We start from the raw sequence: 16,048 nt of genomic DNA on the forward strand, positions 1-16,048 counted from the left end.
CGTCAGAACAATCACCACAAATCTCACCGTCCTGCACACCCGGCAACTGTCCGCTATCATGCCCCCAATTCCGATACGCGAGATTGTCATGCGCCGTTTGCTCTGCCTGCTGCTCCTAGTGCTCGCCCTGCCGGCCACCGCCGCCGGGTTGCTGGACAGTCGGCCCAGCTCCACCCTGGGCTCGATCAACAACAGCGCCGACTTCCTGCCGGTGCGCGAAGCCTTTCAGTTGAGCCTGGTGGAAAGTACGCCGCAATCGATCAAACTGCGCTTCGTCGCCACCGAGGGCTATTACCTCTACCGACATCGCTTCCAGTTCCGCGCCGATCCGGCCGATGTCACCCTCGGCCCGGCGCAATTGCCCAAGGGCGAACAGAAACACGACGAGTACTTTGGCGATGTAGAGGTCTACCACGGTGTTCTCGATGTCGAACTGCCGCGCACCGACCCACGCGCCTTCACCCTGGCCGTGACCTATCAGGGCTGCGCCGACAAAGGCTTGTGTTATCCACCCGAAACGGAACGCTTGAGCATCAACGGCGATGGCGCATCGACAGGCCATGACCGGGGCTGGCGCGAATTGGCGCTGTTCTTCCTTGCAGGCCTGGGCCTGACCTTCACTCCCTGCGTGCTGCCCATGCTGCCGATCCTTTCCGGCGTTGTCTTGCGCGGCCAGGTCGGCGGCTTGCGCGGGTTCAACCTGTCGCTGGCCTACGTACTGCCAATGGCCGCCTGCTTCGCCCTGCTCGGTGCATTGATGGGCATGTTCGGCGCGCAGCTTAATCTACAGGCGCGGTTGCAATCAGCCTGGGTGCTAGTGCCGTTTGCGATGTTTTTTGCGGTCTTTGCCCTGGCGATGTTTGGCGTCTTCGAACTCAAGTTGCCCCATGCCATCAGCAGTCGGCTGGATCGCATTGCCGGTCGCACCGAAGGGGGTTCGCTCTGGGGAGCAGCGGTGCTGGGGGTGGTCTCCAGCCTTCTGGTTTCACCGTGCGTTTCGGCACCATTGGCTGGAGCGTTGCTGTACATCAGCGCCAGCGGCGATGCCTTGGGCGGCGGCCTGAAACTATTCATGCTCGGCCTCGGCATGGGCGCGCCGCTCCTGCTGGTGGCCACCGGCGGTGCCGCCTGGCTGCCGAAAAGCGGGCCGTGGCTGATCTACGTGAAAAACGCCATTGGTGTGTTGTTGCTGGGGCTGGCCATAGGCTTGCTCAGTCGGGTGCTACCGGGCCAGATCACCCTATTGCTGATCGGCCTGCTGGCCGGTGGCGTCGGTTTGTTCATGGGCGCACTGGAGTTCGTCTACAAACCGCCGAGAAAACGCCTGGGTCAATTGCTCGGCATGTTCCTGCTGTTTTATGCGCTGGCCTGCTGGTATGGCGGGTTCAGCGGCCAGAGCGATCCGTTCAATCCCATCGGCCAGTCCCGCACAGTGGCCACGGCCGAACAAGCGCCCAACACCAGCGCCTGGCAAACCGTCAGCACCCCGGCGGACCTCGACCGCGCACTCGCCGAAGCCCGTTCGTCCGGCACCCCGCTGCTGCTCGACTGGTACGCCGACTGGTGCATCAGCTGCAAAGTTATCGAACATGAAGTGCTCAACGACGCCACCGTCGTCGAACGCCTCAAGGGCTATCGTCTAATTCGCTTCGACATCACCGCCAGCAACGCCGAACAACGGACGCTGCTCGACCGCTACAAACTGTTTGGCCCTCCAGCGCTGATGTTTTTCGGCAAGGACGGGATCGAACGCGCCGATGTTCGGGTGATCGGCGAGATCAATGCCACGGACTTCGCCGAACGTGTCGCCAAAGCGAATGACCGGATTTAATCAAGCAGTCATATATTTCGCGCAAACATCGGACATCGTGCTGGCTATTGCAGAGAACTGGACAGTCACAAAGGCTTTGCGGCATAGTCGCCGGGTTCTGACAATTGCTCACCGATAACAAGGGAACAGCCGATGGCGACGCTACTGGTTCTGCACGGACCCAACCTGAACATGCTTGGCACCCGTGAACCGGGCACCTACGGCGCCACGACACTGGCGCAGATCAACCAGGACCTGGAACGCCGCGCCCGTGAAGCCGGCCACCATTTGCTGCACCTGCAAAGCAACGCCGAGTACGAATTGATCGACCGCATCCACGCGGCTCGCAGCGAAGGCGTGGACTTCATTTTGATCAACCCGGCAGCTTTTACACATACAAGTGTCGCATTACGTGACGCGCTGCTGGCGGTGAGCATCCCATTCATCGAAGTGCATTTGTCTAACGTGCACAAACGCGAACCTTTCCGCCATCACTCTTACTTCTCCGACGTAGCGGTGGGAGTGATCTGCGGCCTTGGCGCCAGCGGTTATCGACTGGCCCTGGAGGCCGCCCTAGAGCAGCTTGAACAACAGGCTAAACGCCCCTGACCGACCCTTGGGAGTTGATGATTCATGGATATCCGTAAAGTTAAGAAACTGATCGAATTGCTGGAAGAGTCCGGCATCGACGAGCTCGAGATCAAGGAAGGCGAAGAGTCCGTACGCATCAGCCGCCATAGCAAGACCCCGGCTCAGCAGTACTACGCGCCAGCTCCGATGCCTGCTCCGGCTGCCGCGCCTGCCGCTGCCGCCGCTCCGGCTGCCGCTGCCGCCCCTGCTGCCGCCGCACCAGCGCTGAACGGCACCGTTGCCCGTTCGCCGATGGTCGGTACTTTCTATCGCAAATCTTCGCCAACCTCGCCAGCCTTCGTTGAAGTCGGCCAGACCGTGAAGAAAGGCGACACCCTGTGCATCGTTGAAGCCATGAAGATGATGAACCACATCGAAGCTGAAACCAGCGGTGTGATCGAATCCATCCTCGTCGAAGACGGCCAGCCGGTTGAGTACGACCAACCGCTGTTCACCATCGTTTGAACCGCGGAGAGCCTTTGATGACTGCGAAGTTGGAAAAAGTTCTGATCGCTAACCGCGGTGAGATCGCCCTGCGGATTCTGCGTGCCTGCAAAGAGATGGGCATCAAGACCGTCGCCGTTTACTCCAAGGCCGACAAAGAGCTGATGCACCTGGGTCTGGCAGACGAGTCCGTCTGCATCGGCCCGGCTTCTGCCGCGCAATCCTACCTGCACATCCCGGCCATCATCGCCGCGGCTGAAGTGACTGGCGCCACCGCCATTCACCCAGGCTACGGTTTCCTCGCGGAAAACGCCGACTTCGCCGAACAGGTCGAGAACTCCGGCTTCGCCTTCATCGGCCCGAAAGCTGAAACCATCCGCCTGATGGGCGACAAGGTTTCGGCCAAGCACGCGATGATCGCCGCTGGCGTACCGACTGTTCCAGGTTCCGACGGCCCGCTGCCGGAAGACGAAGAAACCGCTCTGCGCATTGGTCGCGAAGTCGGCTACCCGGTGATCATCAAGGCCGCAGGCGGCGGCGGTGGTCGCGGCATGCGCGTGGTGCACAAGGAAGAAGACCTGATTTCCTCGGCGAAACTGACCCGCTCCGAAGCGGGCGCAGCGTTCGGCAACCCGATGGTCTATCTGGAAAAATTCCTGACCAACCCGCGTCACGTGGAAGTCCAGGTACTTTCCGACGGCCAGGGCAACGCCATCCATCTGGGCGACCGCGATTGCTCGCTGCAGCGTCGTCACCAGAAAGTTCTCGAAGAAGCGCCGGCACCGGGCATCGACGAGAAGGCTCGCCAGGAAGTTTTCGCCCGCTGCGTCAAGGCGTGCATCGACATCGGTTACCGTGGCGCAGGCACTTTCGAGTTCCTGTACGAGAACGGCCGTTTCTACTTCATCGAGATGAACACTCGTGTCCAGGTAGAGCACCCGGTTTCGGAAATGGTCACCGGCATCGACATCGTCAAGGAGATGCTCAGCATCGCCGCCGGCAACAAGCTGTCGTTCACCCAGGATGACGTGGTCATCCGCGGTCACGCGCTGGAATGCCGGATCAACGCCGAAGACCCGAAAACCTTCATGCCGAGCCCAGGCACGGTCAAGCACTTCCACGCACCAGGCGGCAACGGCGTTCGCGTCGATTCGCACCTGTACAGTGGTTATGCCGTTCCGCCGAACTACGATTCGTTGATCGGCAAGCTGATCACCTACGGCGCAACCCGTGACGAAGCCATGGCGCGCATGCGCAATGCGCTGGACGAGATCGTGGTCGACGGGATCAAGACCAACATCCCGCTGCACCGCGACCTGACCCGTGATGCTGGTTTCTGCGAAGGGGGCGTGAACATTCACTACCTCGAGCACAAGCTGGCTGGCGAGAAGCACTAAGCTTCAACCGGCACATGACAAAGCCGCCTTCGGGCGGCTTTGTTGTTTCCGGGTATTTCATCAAACATTATCTTCCTGTGGGAGCGAGCCTGCTCGCGAAGGCGGCGACACACCCAGCATTGATGTGACTGACACACCGCTTTCGCGAGCAGGCTCGCTCCCACAGGGATAATTGCAATTCCGAGACCGTGCAGAAGCTGCAAGCCAAGCCACTCCCACAAACCCTCCGCGCTCGCGTAAACTTGCGCGCTTCTCGCAGCCCGCTAGGCTGCAATCAATATTTTTCAAAGGTGCCCGCCATGCCTTGGCTGCAAGTCCGTCTCGCCATCAGCCCAGAACAAGCCGAAACCTACGAAGACGCTTTTCTTGAAGTGGGCGCTGTCTCGGTGACCTTCATGGACGCCGAAGACCAGCCGATCTTCGAGCCGGAACTCAATACCACCCCCCTGTGGTCACACACCCATCTGCTGGCCCTGTTCGAAGGAGGCACCGAGCCCGGCCCGGTACTGGCCCACCTGGAATTGCTGACCGGCAGCCCGCTGCCCGAGCATCACAGCGAAGTGATCGAAGACCAGGATTGGGAACGCAGCTGGATGGACGGTTTCCAGCCAATGCGCTTCGGTCAGCGCCTGTGGATCGTGCCGAGCTGGCACGCCGCGCCCGAGCCTGACGCCGTGAATCTGTTGCTGGATCCGGGCCTGGCGTTCGGCACCGGCACTCACCCGACCACCGCGCTGTGCCTGGAATGGCTCGACGGCCAGGACCTCAAGGACTGCAACGTCCTCGACTTCGGCTGCGGTTCGGGCATCCTCGCGATTGCCGCCCTGCTGCTCGGCGCCAAACACGCCGTGGGCACCGACATCGACGTGCAGGCGCTGGAAGCCTCTCGCGACAACGCCGGGCGCAACAATATTGCCGAACACCTGTTCCCGCTATACCTGCCGGAAGATCTGCCACAGGTTCAGGCCGACGTGCTGGTGGCCAACATCCTCGCTGGCCCGCTGGTGTCCCTGGCACCGCAGCTGTCCGGACTGGTCAAATCCGGCGGTCGCCTGGCACTCTCGGGCATCCTCGCCGAGCAAGGAGACGAGGTTGCAGCGGCCTACGCCAAGGACTTCGATCTGGACCCGATCGCCAATCGCGATGGCTGGGTGCGAATTACAGGCCGTCGGCGCTAGAATGAACGCCTGCATAGACCGGATCGCCGCATGACCGACAGCTTCGTCACCCAGTGCCCGCATTGCCAAACCAGCTTCCGCGTCAGCCATGCTCAGTTGAGCGTGGCTCGCGGTGTCGTTCGCTGTGGCTCATGCCTGCAGGTGTTCAACGCTGCCAAGCAATTGCTTGAACAAGCCGGCAAAGAGCCCGTCGCGCCTGTCGCGCCGGCCAATGTCGAGACGCCGGCTCCCGCAGAGCCCCGGGCCATCAGCCAAAAACAATGGTCCGCTCAGGAGCTGGATCTGGACAGTCTCGATCTCGACGAAGAACTCGCCCGACTCGAGCAGCGTGAAATCCAGCCGACCACCGAGTTCGGCCGGCACCGGGAAGACACCCTCAGTGCACGCCGCGACAGCGCCGACATCGACGAAGAGCCCTGGACTTCCGACAGCCTGTTCAGCGAATCGGCGGCGGACCGAGCGCAAGCCGTCAACGACCTTGACGACCTCGATACGCTCGACGCTCTCGAAACTTTAAACACTGCCGAACCGGTCGATGAACCGGGCAGTTTGCTCGCGCGCACAGAACCATCGCTCTCACTGGAGCCGGTGGAGCTGGACGACGAACCGCAGCCACCGCAACTGCGCCTGCATGATCCGCTCGACGCCCCGCTACATCACGAGCGCCTGTCGGCGACGCCAACCGACGAAATGGATGAGGTCCTGCCTTCGGCCGAGCCGCTTCGCAAACGACGCGAACGCAGCGAACCAGGGGTTCGCGCCGACGTACTGCAGGACCTGACCGATGATCCGCTGCAACTGGACTGGCAAAAACGCCGTTCGCCATGGGGTCGCCGACTCTTCTGGCTGCTGCTGATCCTGCTCGGCGCCGGCGCGCTTGTCGGCCAGTATGTCGCCTACCACTTTGACGAAATGGCGCGCCAGGACCAGTTTCGCCCCTGGTTCCAGCAACTGTGCCCGCAAATCGGTTGCACCGTGCCATCCAAGGTCGACATTGCGAAAATCAAAAGCAGCAACCTGGTGGTCCGCAGCCACCCGGAGTTCAGCGGCGCGCTGGTGGTCGATGCAATCATCTATAACCGAGCGCCCTTCTCCCAGCCCTTCCCGCTGCTGGAGCTGCGTTTTGCCGACCTCAACGGCCACCTGATCGCCAGCCGTCGCTTCAAGCCCGGCGAATACCTCAACGGCGACCTCGAAGGCATGGTGGAAATGCCTCCGCAAACGCCGATCCACATCGCGCTGGACATTCTCGATCCGGGCGCCAAAGCGGTGAACTACAGCCTGAGCTTCCACTCGCCCGAGTGAAACGATTCACTGATCGCCAATTGACGACGGCCTTCTGACGTCGCTCGCCTGGACCAAACCGCTGGCGATAACAGAATAACTGTTCAGATTTTGTTCAATTCAGCCTTTATCCAGTCATCGAGAGCGGGTATCATGCCAACCCTTTTTCGAACTCTCATGATCCGGCCCCACAACAGGGAAGTCCTATGTCGGCGGTACGCATCGGTCCATACACATTAAATAACAGCTTGATTCTCGCTCCCATGGCGGGCGTCACCGACCAGCCCTTTCGTCAGCTGTGCAAACGATTGGGCGCGGGGCTAGTAGTCTCGGAAATGGTCACCAGCGACATGAGTTTGTGGAACACCCGCAAGTCGCGGATGCGCATGATCCACGAAGGTGATCCCGAGCCACGCTCGGTACAGATCGCCGGAGGCGACGCGCAGATGTTGGCGGATGCGGCCCGGGCCAACGTTGAACTGGGCGCGCAGATTATTGATATCAACATGGGCTGTCCGGCAAAGAAGGTCTGTAACAAGGCTGCCGGGTCCGCACTGTTGAAGGATGAAGCACTGGTAACCGAGATCCTGCAGGCTGTCGTGGCTGCGGTCGATGTGCCGGTTACCCTGAAGATCCGTACCGGCTGGGACCGGGACAACAAGAATGGCCTGACGGTGGCGAAGATCGCCGAACAGGCAGGCATTACGGCGCTTGCGGTCCACGGCCGCACCCGTGCCGACCTGTACACCGGTGAAGCCGAGTACGACACCATTGCCGCCATCAAGCAGGCAGTGTCGATGCCGGTCTTCGCCAACGGCGATATCGACTCGCCGGAAAAGGCCCGATACGTGCTCGACGCGACCGGTGCCGACGGCCTGCTGATTGGCCGGGCCGCCCAGGGGCGGCCATGGATTTTTCGTGAGATCGACCATTTCCTGCGTACCGGCGAGAAGCTCCCGGCGCTGGAACTGATCGAGGTGGAACGCATTCTGCTAGAGCATCTGGCTGCGCTGCACGCCTTCTATGGAGACGTGATGGGCGTACGCATTGCTCGAAAGCATGTGGGCTGGTATCTCGCAACCTTGCCGGGCGCCAGGGAGTTTCGCGCCCACTTCAATCGTTTGGAAGATACGGAAGCACAATGCGCCAACGTTCAGGGCTTCTTCGCCGAACGTTACAAGAGCCTGACAGGGGACGGAGAGTGGGTGGCCGCATGACGATGATGACCGAGACTTTAGTGAGTGGAACGACACCCGTGAGCGACAACGTAAATTTGAAACAGCACCTCAATACCCCAAGCGAAGAGGGTCAGACCCTTCGCGGGAGTGTCGAGAAAGCGCTGCACAATTATTTCGCCCACCTTGAGGGCGCTGCCGTCACGGATGTGTACAACCTGGTGCTCTCCGAAGTCGAGGCCCCCCTGCTCGAGTGCGTGATGAACTACGTCAAGGGCAACCAGACCAAGGCCAGCGAGATGCTCGGGCTGAACCGAGGCACGCTGCGCAAGAAACTCAAGCAGTACGATTTGCTGTAAGCATTCAATCAAACCAGAAAGGCGCCCGCGTAAAACCGGTCGCCTTTTTTGCTGACTCCTTTGCTTTTGATGGAAATTGAGATGACCGACCAGACTACCCGCCTGCCGATCCGCCGCGCCTTGATCAGCGTTTCCGACAAGACCGGGATCCTCGAATTCGCCAAAGAGCTCGAAGCCCTGGGCGTCGAGATCCTCTCCACCGGCGGAACGTTCAAGCTGCTGCGGGACAATGGCGTTGCCGCCGTGGAAGTCGCTGATTACACCGGCTTCGCGGAAATGATGGACGGTCGGGTGAAAACCCTGCACCCGAAAATCCACGGTGGGATCCTCGGTCGTCGCGGTATCGACGACGCCATCATGAATGAGCACGGCATCAAGCCGATCGACCTGGTAGCGGTCAACCTCTACCCGTTCGAAGCCACCATCAACAAGCCAGGCTGCGACCTGCCGACCGCGATCGAGAACATCGACATCGGCGGCCCGACCATGGTCCGTTCGGCTGCCAAGAACCACAAAGACGTGGCCATCGTGGTCAATGCCAGCGACTACGCCAACGTGCTGGAAAACCTCAAGGCCGGCGGCCTGACCTACGCCCAGCGTTTCGACCTGATGCTCAAGGCGTTCGAACACACCGCCGCCTACGACGGCATGATCGCGAACTACATGGGCACCGTGAACCAGGCCGCTGACACCCTCAGCACAGAAGGTCGCAGCGAATTCCCGCGCACCTTCAACAGCCAGTTCATCAAGGCCCAGGAAATGCGCTACGGCGAGAACCCGCACCAGAGTGCGGCGTTCTACGTGGAAGCCAAGCCTGCCGAAGTCGGTATCGCCACCGCGACCCAACTGCAAGGCAAGGAACTGTCGTACAACAACGTGGCCGACACCGATGCCGCGCTGGAATGCGTGAAGAGCTTCGTCAAGCCGGCCTGCGTAATCGTCAAGCACGCCAATCCGTGCGGCGTGGCCGTCAGCCCGGATGCCGAAGGCGGTATCCGCAAGGCCTACGACCTGGCCTACGCCACCGACACCGAATCGGCATTCGGCGGCATCATCGCCTTCAACCGCGAACTGGATGCTGAAACCGCCAAGGCCATCGTCGAGCGTCAGTTCGTCGAAGTGATCATTGCTCCAAGCGTCAGTGAAGAAGCCCGTGCCATCGTGGCTGCAAAAGCCAACGTACGCCTGCTGGCCTGCGGCGAGTGGTCGGCGGATCGCGCCGCTGCCTGGGACTACAAGCGCGTCAACGGTGGCCTGCTGGTGCAGAGCCGCGATATCGGCATGATCGGCGCCGATGACCTGAAAATCGTGACCAAGCGTGCACCGACCGAACAAGAAGTCCACGACCTGATCTTCGCCTGGAAAGTGGCCAAGTACGTCAAGTCCAACGCCATCGTCTACGCCAAGAATCGTCAGACCATCGGCGTCGGCGCAGGCCAGATGAGCCGCGTGAACTCGGCGCGCATTGCCGCGATCAAGGCCGAACACGCTGGCTTGCAGGTACAGGGTGCAGTCATGGCATCCGACGCGTTCTTCCCGTTCCGCGACGGTATCGACAACGCGGCCAAGGTCGGTATCACTGCAGTGATCCAGCCGGGCGGCTCGATGCGTGATAACGAAGTGATTGCTGCGGCAGACGAGGCCGGCATCGCAATGGTTTTCACCGGCATGCGCCACTTCCGTCACTGATACACCGATCAACTGTGGGAGCGAGCCTGCTCGCGAAGACGGCGGCACATTCAAAAATGATGTGACTGATACACCGCTTTCGCGAGCAGGCTCGCTCCCACGGAAAAGCAGCTTCAGTGCTGCCTCCAGAATTAGCGTCACGAGGTTTTTGAAATGAATGTTTTGATCATTGGCAGCGGTGGCCGTGAACACGCCCTGGCCTGGAAAGTGGCTCAGGATCCGCGCGTGCAGAAAGTGTTCGTGGCACCGGGCAATGCCGGCACCGCCATCGAAGCCAAATGCGAGAACGTTGCCATCGACGTCCTGGCCTTGGAACAGTTGGCCGACTTCGCCGAGAAGAACGTTTCCCTGACCATCGTCGGCCCGGAAGTACCGCTCGTCGCTGGCGTCGTTGACCTGTTCCGTTCCCGTGGCCTGGACTGCTTCGGTCCGACCGCTGGCGCTGCACAGCTGGAAGGTTCGAAAGCGTTCACCAAGGACTTCCTCGCGCGCCACAAGATCCCGACTGCCGACTACCAGAACTTCACCGAGATCGAGCCAGCCCTGGCTTACCTGCGTGAAAAAGGTGCGCCGATCGTGATCAAGGCCGATGGCCTGGCCGCCGGCAAAGGCGTGATCGTCGCCATGACCCTGGCCGAAGCCGAAGACGCCGTGCGCGACATGCTGGCGGGCAATGCCTTCGGCGACGCCGGTTCGCGTGTTGTGATCGAAGAGTTCCTGGACGGCGAAGAAGCCAGCTTCATTGTCATGGTCGACGGCAAGAATGTCCTGCCGATGGCCACCAGTCAGGACCACAAGCGCGTCGGCGACGGTGACACCGGCCCGAACACCGGTGGCATGGGTGCCTACTCCCCTGCTCCGGTAGTCACCAGTGAAGTTCACAAGCGCGTCATGGACCTGGTGATCTGGCCGACGGTTCGCGGCATGGCCGAAGAAGGAAACGTCTACACTGGTTTCCTGTACGCGGGCCTGATGATCGACAAGGCTGGTAACCCAAAAGTTATCGAATTCAACTGCCGTTTCGGCGACCCTGAGACCCAACCTGTCATGCTGCGCTTGCAGTCGAGTCTGGTACTGCTGGTCGAAGCGGCCCTGGCACAGGCATTGGACAAGGTTGAGGCACAATGGGATCCACGTCCGAGCGTCGGTATCGTACTGGCCGCGGGCGGCTATCCTGGTGACTACGCCAAGGGCGCGGCCATCAAGGGCCTGGATGCAGCGGCGGCACTGGAAGGCAAAGTGTTCCACGCCGGTACCGCACTCAAGGACGGTCAAGTTGTGACGGCCGGTGGTCGGGTGCTTTGCGCCACCGCCATGGGCGCCAGCGTCGATGCCGCTCAACAGCAGGCATACAAACTGGCGGCCAATATTGATTGGGAAGGCTGTTTCTACCGCAAGGACATTGGCTACCGTGCCATTGCCCGCGAGCGTGGCGAAAATCAGGAATAAGCTACCCATTCGGCCGGGCAGGGGCTTTGAGCCCTTGCCTGACTATTCCGGCGCCGCGCATAGTTATATTCTGGCATTAACCTACGAAGGGATTTCGCCGTGCGCTGGCTCAGGATTGCCATAGGTTTCACCGTCACCCTGCTGACCTTGCTCTGCATGGTCCCGGCTCAGGCTGGGCAAGGCAGTGGCTTGGCGGTATTGCTCGACGAACAGGGCGACCTGCAACTGAGCGATATCCGCTCCGCCCGTTACACCAACCAATTCAGCCCTATCGATCTCGAGCGCATCACCGCAGCCGAGCCCGACGGCGCACTCTGGCTGCGTTTCCGCCTCGCACCCGGCAAGCATGAACAGTTGCTGAGGGTGTTCGCACCCGACCTGCTGCAACTCAACATGTATGTGCTGAACGGCGACAAGCTGATCGATCAGTCGAGTACCGGCAACAAACAGCCTCAGACCGAGCGGCCACTGCCCAGCAGCGACTTCATGCTGCCGTTACCGCAAAGCGACAAACCACTCGACGTTTACCTGCGCCTGGTCTCCGAACACCAGTTGCGCCCCTACATCACCCTGCAGTCTGCCGTCATGACCGCGGCCAGCCAGAACCAGTCGCTGATCTACGGCCTCCTGCTGGGCTGCGTCGGCATGCTGATCCTGCACAACCTCATCCGCTATGCCTACACCCGCTCGCGCAGCAGTCTCTGGCTGGCAGCCTGCGAAGCGCTGCTGATGCTAAGCCTGGTGCTGCTGTTGAATCTGGCGGGGGCCTGGCTACCGCATTGGCAAGCCTTGCAAACGCCGGGTGCCTACCTCGCCTTGTTACTGACAGCCCCTTGCGGCCTGATGTTCGCCTATCGTTTCTTCGCGCCGCTTGGCCCGCACCCGCTGAATAAACTGCTACTGGGCGAAATCCTGCTCATCACGATCTGCGGCCTGTTGCTGCTGTTCGTCAATACACTGCCGCTGAACATCATCACTTACGGCCTGGTCGCCCTTGCAGGCCTGAGCATGTTGTTCATCAGCGCCTATCACTGGCAGAAAGGCTATCGCCCGGCGCGGCTCTTTGTGGCCGCCATGGTGGCATTCAACCTCGGAACGCTGATTATCCTGCCCGCACTGCTGGGGCTGACCCTGATCGAACCCCATGGCCTGATCACCACCCTGTTGGCATTCATCTGCATCAGCGGCCTGTTGATGAGCATCGCCCTGAGCGAGCGCCAGCGCCGCATCACCGAAGATCGCTTCAGCATCAGCCGTGACCTGGCAGCCAGCAACGCCGAGATCAACGCCAAGGCCGAATTCCTGGCGAAGATCAGCCACGAGATCCGCACTCCGATGAATGGCGTGCTGGGCATGACCGAACTGTTGCTGGGTACACCGCTCTCGGTGAAACAGCGCGACTATGTACAGACTATCCATAGCGCCGGCAACGAACTACTGACGCTGATCAACGAAATCCTCGATATCTCCAAACTCGAGTCCGGACAGATCGAACTCGACGATGTGCAGTTCGATCTCAACGCGCTGATCGAAGATTGCCTCAGCATCTTCCGCGCCAAGGCCGAGCAACAGAACGTCGAGCTGATCAGCTTCATCCAGCCGCAAGTACCGCGAGTCATCAGCGGTGACCCGACACGCCTGCGCCAAACCCTGTTGAGCCTGCTTGAAAACGCCCTGAAAAAAACCGACGAAGGCGAAATCCTGATCGTCGTCGCGCTCGACGAGCGCAGTGCAAAGCCGCGCCTGCGCATCGCTGTACAGGACAGCGGCGAACCGATGGATGCCGAGGAACGCGATGCGCTGATGCACGCCGAACTCCACAGCAAGCACTTCCTCTCAGCCAACCGCCTGGGGGGCAATCTGGGGCTGGTGATCGCCCGCCAGCTGATTCGCCTGATGCAAGGCGAGTTCGGTATCAAGAGTGGCAGCAACCAAGGCAGCACCTTATGGCTGACCTTGCCATTGGACCCTGATCGACTCGAGCACCCGACCTCAGACCTCGATGGCCCGCTGCAAGGCGCACGGGTACTGGTGGTGGACGACAACGACACCTGTCGCAAGGTCCTGGTGCAGCAGTGCAGCGCCTGGGGCCTGAACGTCAGCGCCGTTCCATCCGGCAAGGAGGCGCTGGCGCTGCTGCGCACCAAGGCACACTTGCGTGACTATTTCGACGTGGTGCTGCTGGACCAGAACATGCCTGGCATGACCGGCATGCAGCTGGCGGCCAAGATCAAGGAAGACCCGAGCCTGAACCACGACATCCTGCTGATCATGCTCACTGGCATCAGCAATGCCCCGAGCAAAATCATCGCGCGCAACTCGGGAATCAAACGCATCCTCGCCAAGCCGGTGGCCGGCTACACCCTCAAAACGACCCTGGCCGATGAGCTGAACCAACGAAACAAGGGCCATGCGGTCGTGCAGCAACTGCCTTCCGGCCCGACACTGCCGATCAAGGTGCCCAGCGACTTCCGCATTCTGGTAGCCGAAGACAACAGCATCTCGACCAAGGTGATCCGCGGCATGTTGGGCAAGCTCAACCTGCAACCTGACACCGCCAGCAATGGCGAAGAAGCCTTGCAGGCAATGAAGGCCCAGCGTTACGACCTGGTGCTGATGGACTGCGAAATGCCGATCCTCGACGGCTTCTCCGCGACCCAGCAACTGCGCGCCTGGGAAGTGGGCAACCAGCGAACCCGTACTCCCGTGGTGGCATTGACCGCGCACATCCTGGCCGAACATAAGGAGCGCGCACGCCAGGCCGGCATGGACGGGCATATGGCCAAACCAGTCGAACTCTCACAGTTGCGTGAACTGATCGAGCACTGGGTGGCCCAGCGCGATCTACAGAACCGCACGGCGACATCAACGTCCTGAGCCGACAGACGCAACGCCTGATAGACTCCCCCACGACTTCCCTCGCCAGTGAGCCTGCACCATGCTCCACGTGTTGTTCAGTGTGTACCTGAAGATGCTGGTGCTCTATAGCCCGTTCTTCGTGTTGTCCTGCTTCATCAGCCTGACCCGCGGCTACTCGCGCAAGGAACAACGTCGACTGGCCTGGAAGGTGGCGATTGCCACGCTGGTCTCCAGTGTCTTGTTGTATCTGTTTGGCCGGATGATTTTCAGCGTCTTCGGCATCACCGTGGACGCGTTCCGAATTGGTGCCGGTAGCGTGCTGTTCATTTCGGCGCTGGGCATGGCCCAAGGCAAGTCGGCGGTACAGACCGACAACGTCCAGCAAGACGTGACCATCGTCCCGCTCACCATTCCGTTGACGGTCGGCCCCGGCACCATTGGTGCCTTGCTGGTAATGGGTGTGAGCCAGCCGCACTGGGACGACAAGCTCATGGCTATCGTGAGTATTGCCCTGGCCAGCTTTACAGTTGGCGTGGTGCTGTACCTGTCCAACCGTATCGAACGCATTGTTGGCGATCAGGGATTGCAGATTCTCAGCCGGTTGATGGGGTTGTTCGTGTGTGCGCTGGCGGCTCAGATTATCTTTACCGGTGTTAAGGGATATCTGGTTCCGTGAGTGAATATTATCAATGGATTGAAAGCGGCTTTCTTTGATCCAAATGAGGCCAATGACACTAAGTCATTGGCCCAGCTCTTTACATCTGTGCAATTCTTCGCCGCTGAAACCTCTTGCTCAATACCGCCTTATAATATTTCCCCAAATACTCTTCCAACTCATCCTTCAGCGCCATATAACGAAGCGGATTAAATGTAATATAAGAGCTCCCACGAAAAATATCTCGACCAGATGTTTTCCAGTCGAAGAAAACAACCCCTGTTTCGCTGCTACCACCAACACTGTCAATAGACGCGAGCGAAGTGAGAATCATACCATTCGCCAGTTGGTCACATGGCATGATCGCCAGCCTTACCCCATTACTATTAGTCACTACGTGACTAAACAAATTTATCGCTTCAGGTTCCTTCTTCAGAGCGTCCAATGTCGAGTCTGCTATCGCACTAAGTACCGATGCACCCGGAATCGCCGCCTTTGCCGCATCGACTCCGGCTTTAACAATATCGGTAACGATGTTCTCCATCGTCAGCTGACGAGAACTCTTCTGATACGCAGTGTACCCGGCATCGGCAACGAAACAGCCCGCCTCATCCAGGCACAGCAGGAAGGCCAGGTACCAGGCTTGAGGATCATTACCTGGCACTTCATAACTTGCCTCCAGCTTCGCAAACTTGATCAGGTTTTCTATGATCGCCATATTTTCAAGGGAAATATTGTCGCCATAGCCCACAAGCGTATCGGCCAACACTACCGCATCCAATTCTTTGGTGGGACTTGTAGAATCCTTGGCTGCGAATCCTCTTGCGCGAAAAGCAGCAGATTGCATCGACTGGCGCTTATCGATCCTTGCCCTAACCAAAGCAATACTTTCATCAACACTGACAAGACTTTCCATTACTTCAATACTCCATAATTCCTTTTAATTTCATCTACACCCTCCCGGGCTCAAAAAAACTTATCGCACAGCCCCACCAATAACAACCAATTTTGAATTCAATATATGTGAAAGCCACCCTGCAGAATTCAAGGCAGCTCTAAAAAAACAAACTTCAATTTCAAGACACTAAATACTCAACACAAATGCTTGCCACCGACGAG

13 protein-coding genes are annotated in these 16,048 nt (G+C 59.7%); 12 read left to right on the forward strand and 1 reads right to left on the reverse strand.

What is annotated here, in order from left to right; translation table 11 throughout:
• The first annotated feature begins 88 nt into the window (after positions 1-88).
• The 12 genes from HNQ83_RS03230 to HNQ83_RS03285 all read left to right on the forward strand — a co-directional run bounded on the left by HNQ83_RS03230 (position 89) and on the right by HNQ83_RS03285 (position 14,950).
• Positions 89-1,831: a protein-disulfide reductase DsbD gene (locus HNQ83_RS03230; protein WP_175387638.1), complete on the forward strand. Its 1,743-nt coding sequence runs from the start codon at positions 89-91 to the stop codon at positions 1,829-1,831.
• Between the two features lie 132 nt (positions 1,832-1,963).
• On the forward strand, positions 1,964-2,419 hold the full coding sequence (aroQ, locus tag HNQ83_RS03235) for a type II 3-dehydroquinate dehydratase (protein ID WP_175387639.1): 456 nt from the start codon (positions 1,964-1,966) through the stop codon (positions 2,417-2,419).
• Positions 2,420-2,443: 24 nt separating this feature from the next.
• On the forward strand, positions 2,444-2,905 hold the full coding sequence (accB, locus tag HNQ83_RS03240) for an acetyl-CoA carboxylase biotin carboxyl carrier protein (RefSeq protein WP_175387640.1): 462 nt from the start codon (positions 2,444-2,446) through the stop codon (positions 2,903-2,905).
• 17 nt (positions 2,906-2,922) lie between these two features.
• Positions 2,923-4,281: an acetyl-CoA carboxylase biotin carboxylase subunit gene (gene accC / locus HNQ83_RS03245; RefSeq protein WP_175387641.1), complete on the forward strand. Its 1,359-nt coding sequence runs from the start codon at positions 2,923-2,925 to the stop codon at positions 4,279-4,281.
• Between the two features lie 299 nt (positions 4,282-4,580).
• The gene (prmA, locus tag HNQ83_RS03250) at positions 4,581-5,459 is read left to right on the forward strand and encodes a 50S ribosomal protein L11 methyltransferase (RefSeq protein ID WP_175387642.1); all 879 of its coding nucleotides are present in this window, start codon (positions 4,581-4,583) and stop codon (positions 5,457-5,459) included.
• 30 nt (positions 5,460-5,489) lie between these two features.
• Positions 5,490-6,764 (forward strand): DUF3426 domain-containing protein, encoded by a 1,275-nt coding sequence (locus HNQ83_RS03255; protein ID WP_175387643.1) that lies wholly within the window; start codon positions 5,490-5,492, stop codon positions 6,762-6,764.
• Between the two features lie 185 nt (positions 6,765-6,949).
• On the forward strand, positions 6,950-7,960 hold the full coding sequence (gene dusB / locus HNQ83_RS03260; protein ID WP_175387644.1) for a tRNA dihydrouridine synthase DusB: 1,011 nt from the start codon (positions 6,950-6,952) through the stop codon (positions 7,958-7,960).
• Positions 7,957-8,277 (forward strand): DNA-binding transcriptional regulator Fis, encoded by a 321-nt coding sequence (fis, locus tag HNQ83_RS03265; protein WP_015093301.1) that lies wholly within the window; start codon positions 7,957-7,959, stop codon positions 8,275-8,277. The genes dusB and fis overlap by 4 nt, the downstream gene beginning before the upstream one ends.
• Before the next feature lie 81 nt (positions 8,278-8,358).
• Positions 8,359-9,966, forward strand: coding sequence for a bifunctional phosphoribosylaminoimidazolecarboxamide formyltransferase/IMP cyclohydrolase (gene purH / locus HNQ83_RS03270; RefSeq protein WP_175387645.1), 1,608 nt, complete (start codon positions 8,359-8,361; stop codon positions 9,964-9,966).
• Between the two features lie 153 nt (positions 9,967-10,119).
• Complete coding sequence (purD, locus tag HNQ83_RS03275; protein WP_175387646.1) at positions 10,120-11,415, forward strand: phosphoribosylamine--glycine ligase; 1,296 nt, start codon at positions 10,120-10,122, stop codon at positions 11,413-11,415.
• A gap of 99 nt (positions 11,416-11,514) precedes the next feature.
• The gene (locus HNQ83_RS03280) at positions 11,515-14,292 is read left to right on the forward strand and encodes a response regulator (protein WP_175387647.1); all 2,778 of its coding nucleotides are present in this window, start codon (positions 11,515-11,517) and stop codon (positions 14,290-14,292) included.
• Between the two features lie 61 nt (positions 14,293-14,353).
• Positions 14,354-14,950, forward strand: a complete 597-nt coding sequence (locus HNQ83_RS03285) for a MarC family protein (RefSeq protein ID WP_175387648.1) — start codon at positions 14,354-14,356, stop codon at positions 14,948-14,950.
• 79 nt (positions 14,951-15,029) lie between these two features.
• Here HNQ83_RS03285 and HNQ83_RS03290 read toward each other — a convergent pair whose 3' ends face one another.
• Complete coding sequence (locus HNQ83_RS03290) at positions 15,030-15,845, reverse strand: hypothetical protein (protein WP_175387649.1); 816 nt, start codon at positions 15,843-15,845, stop codon at positions 15,030-15,032.
• Positions 15,846-16,048 lie beyond the last annotated feature (203 nt).

The organism is Pseudomonas sp. C2B4 (assembly GCF_013359695.1).
Lineage (GTDB): Bacteria > Pseudomonadota > Gammaproteobacteria > Pseudomonadales > Pseudomonadaceae > Aquipseudomonas.

Excerpts from the sequence above, each read along its gene's own strand:
- purD (WP_175387646.1), top strand. The coding sequence starts at position 10,120 with ATGAATGTTTTGATCATTGGCAGCGGTGGCCGTGAACACGCCCTGGCC.
- HNQ83_RS03230 (WP_175387638.1), top strand. The coding sequence starts at position 89 with ATGCGCCGTTTGCTCTGCCTGCTGCTCCTAGTGCTCGCCCTGCCGGCC.
- purH (WP_175387645.1), top strand. The coding sequence starts at position 8,359 with ATGACCGACCAGACTACCCGCCTGCCGATCCGCCGCGCCTTGATCAGC.
- dusB (WP_175387644.1), top strand. The coding sequence starts at position 6,950 with ATGTCGGCGGTACGCATCGGTCCATACACATTAAATAACAGCTTGATT.
- accC (WP_175387641.1), top strand. The coding sequence starts at position 2,923 with ATGACTGCGAAGTTGGAAAAAGTTCTGATCGCTAACCGCGGTGAGATC.
- HNQ83_RS03290 (WP_175387649.1), bottom strand. The coding sequence starts at position 15,845 with ATGGAAAGTCTTGTCAGTGTTGATGAAAGTATTGCTTTGGTTAGGGCA.
- prmA (WP_175387642.1), top strand. The coding sequence starts at position 4,581 with ATGCCTTGGCTGCAAGTCCGTCTCGCCATCAGCCCAGAACAAGCCGAA.
- fis (WP_015093301.1), top strand. The coding sequence starts at position 7,957 with ATGACGATGATGACCGAGACTTTAGTGAGTGGAACGACACCCGTGAGC.
- accB (WP_175387640.1), top strand. The coding sequence starts at position 2,444 with ATGGATATCCGTAAAGTTAAGAAACTGATCGAATTGCTGGAAGAGTCC.
- HNQ83_RS03285 (WP_175387648.1), top strand. The coding sequence starts at position 14,354 with ATGCTCCACGTGTTGTTCAGTGTGTACCTGAAGATGCTGGTGCTCTAT.
- aroQ (WP_175387639.1), top strand. The coding sequence starts at position 1,964 with ATGGCGACGCTACTGGTTCTGCACGGACCCAACCTGAACATGCTTGGC.
- HNQ83_RS03255 (WP_175387643.1), top strand. The coding sequence starts at position 5,490 with ATGACCGACAGCTTCGTCACCCAGTGCCCGCATTGCCAAACCAGCTTC.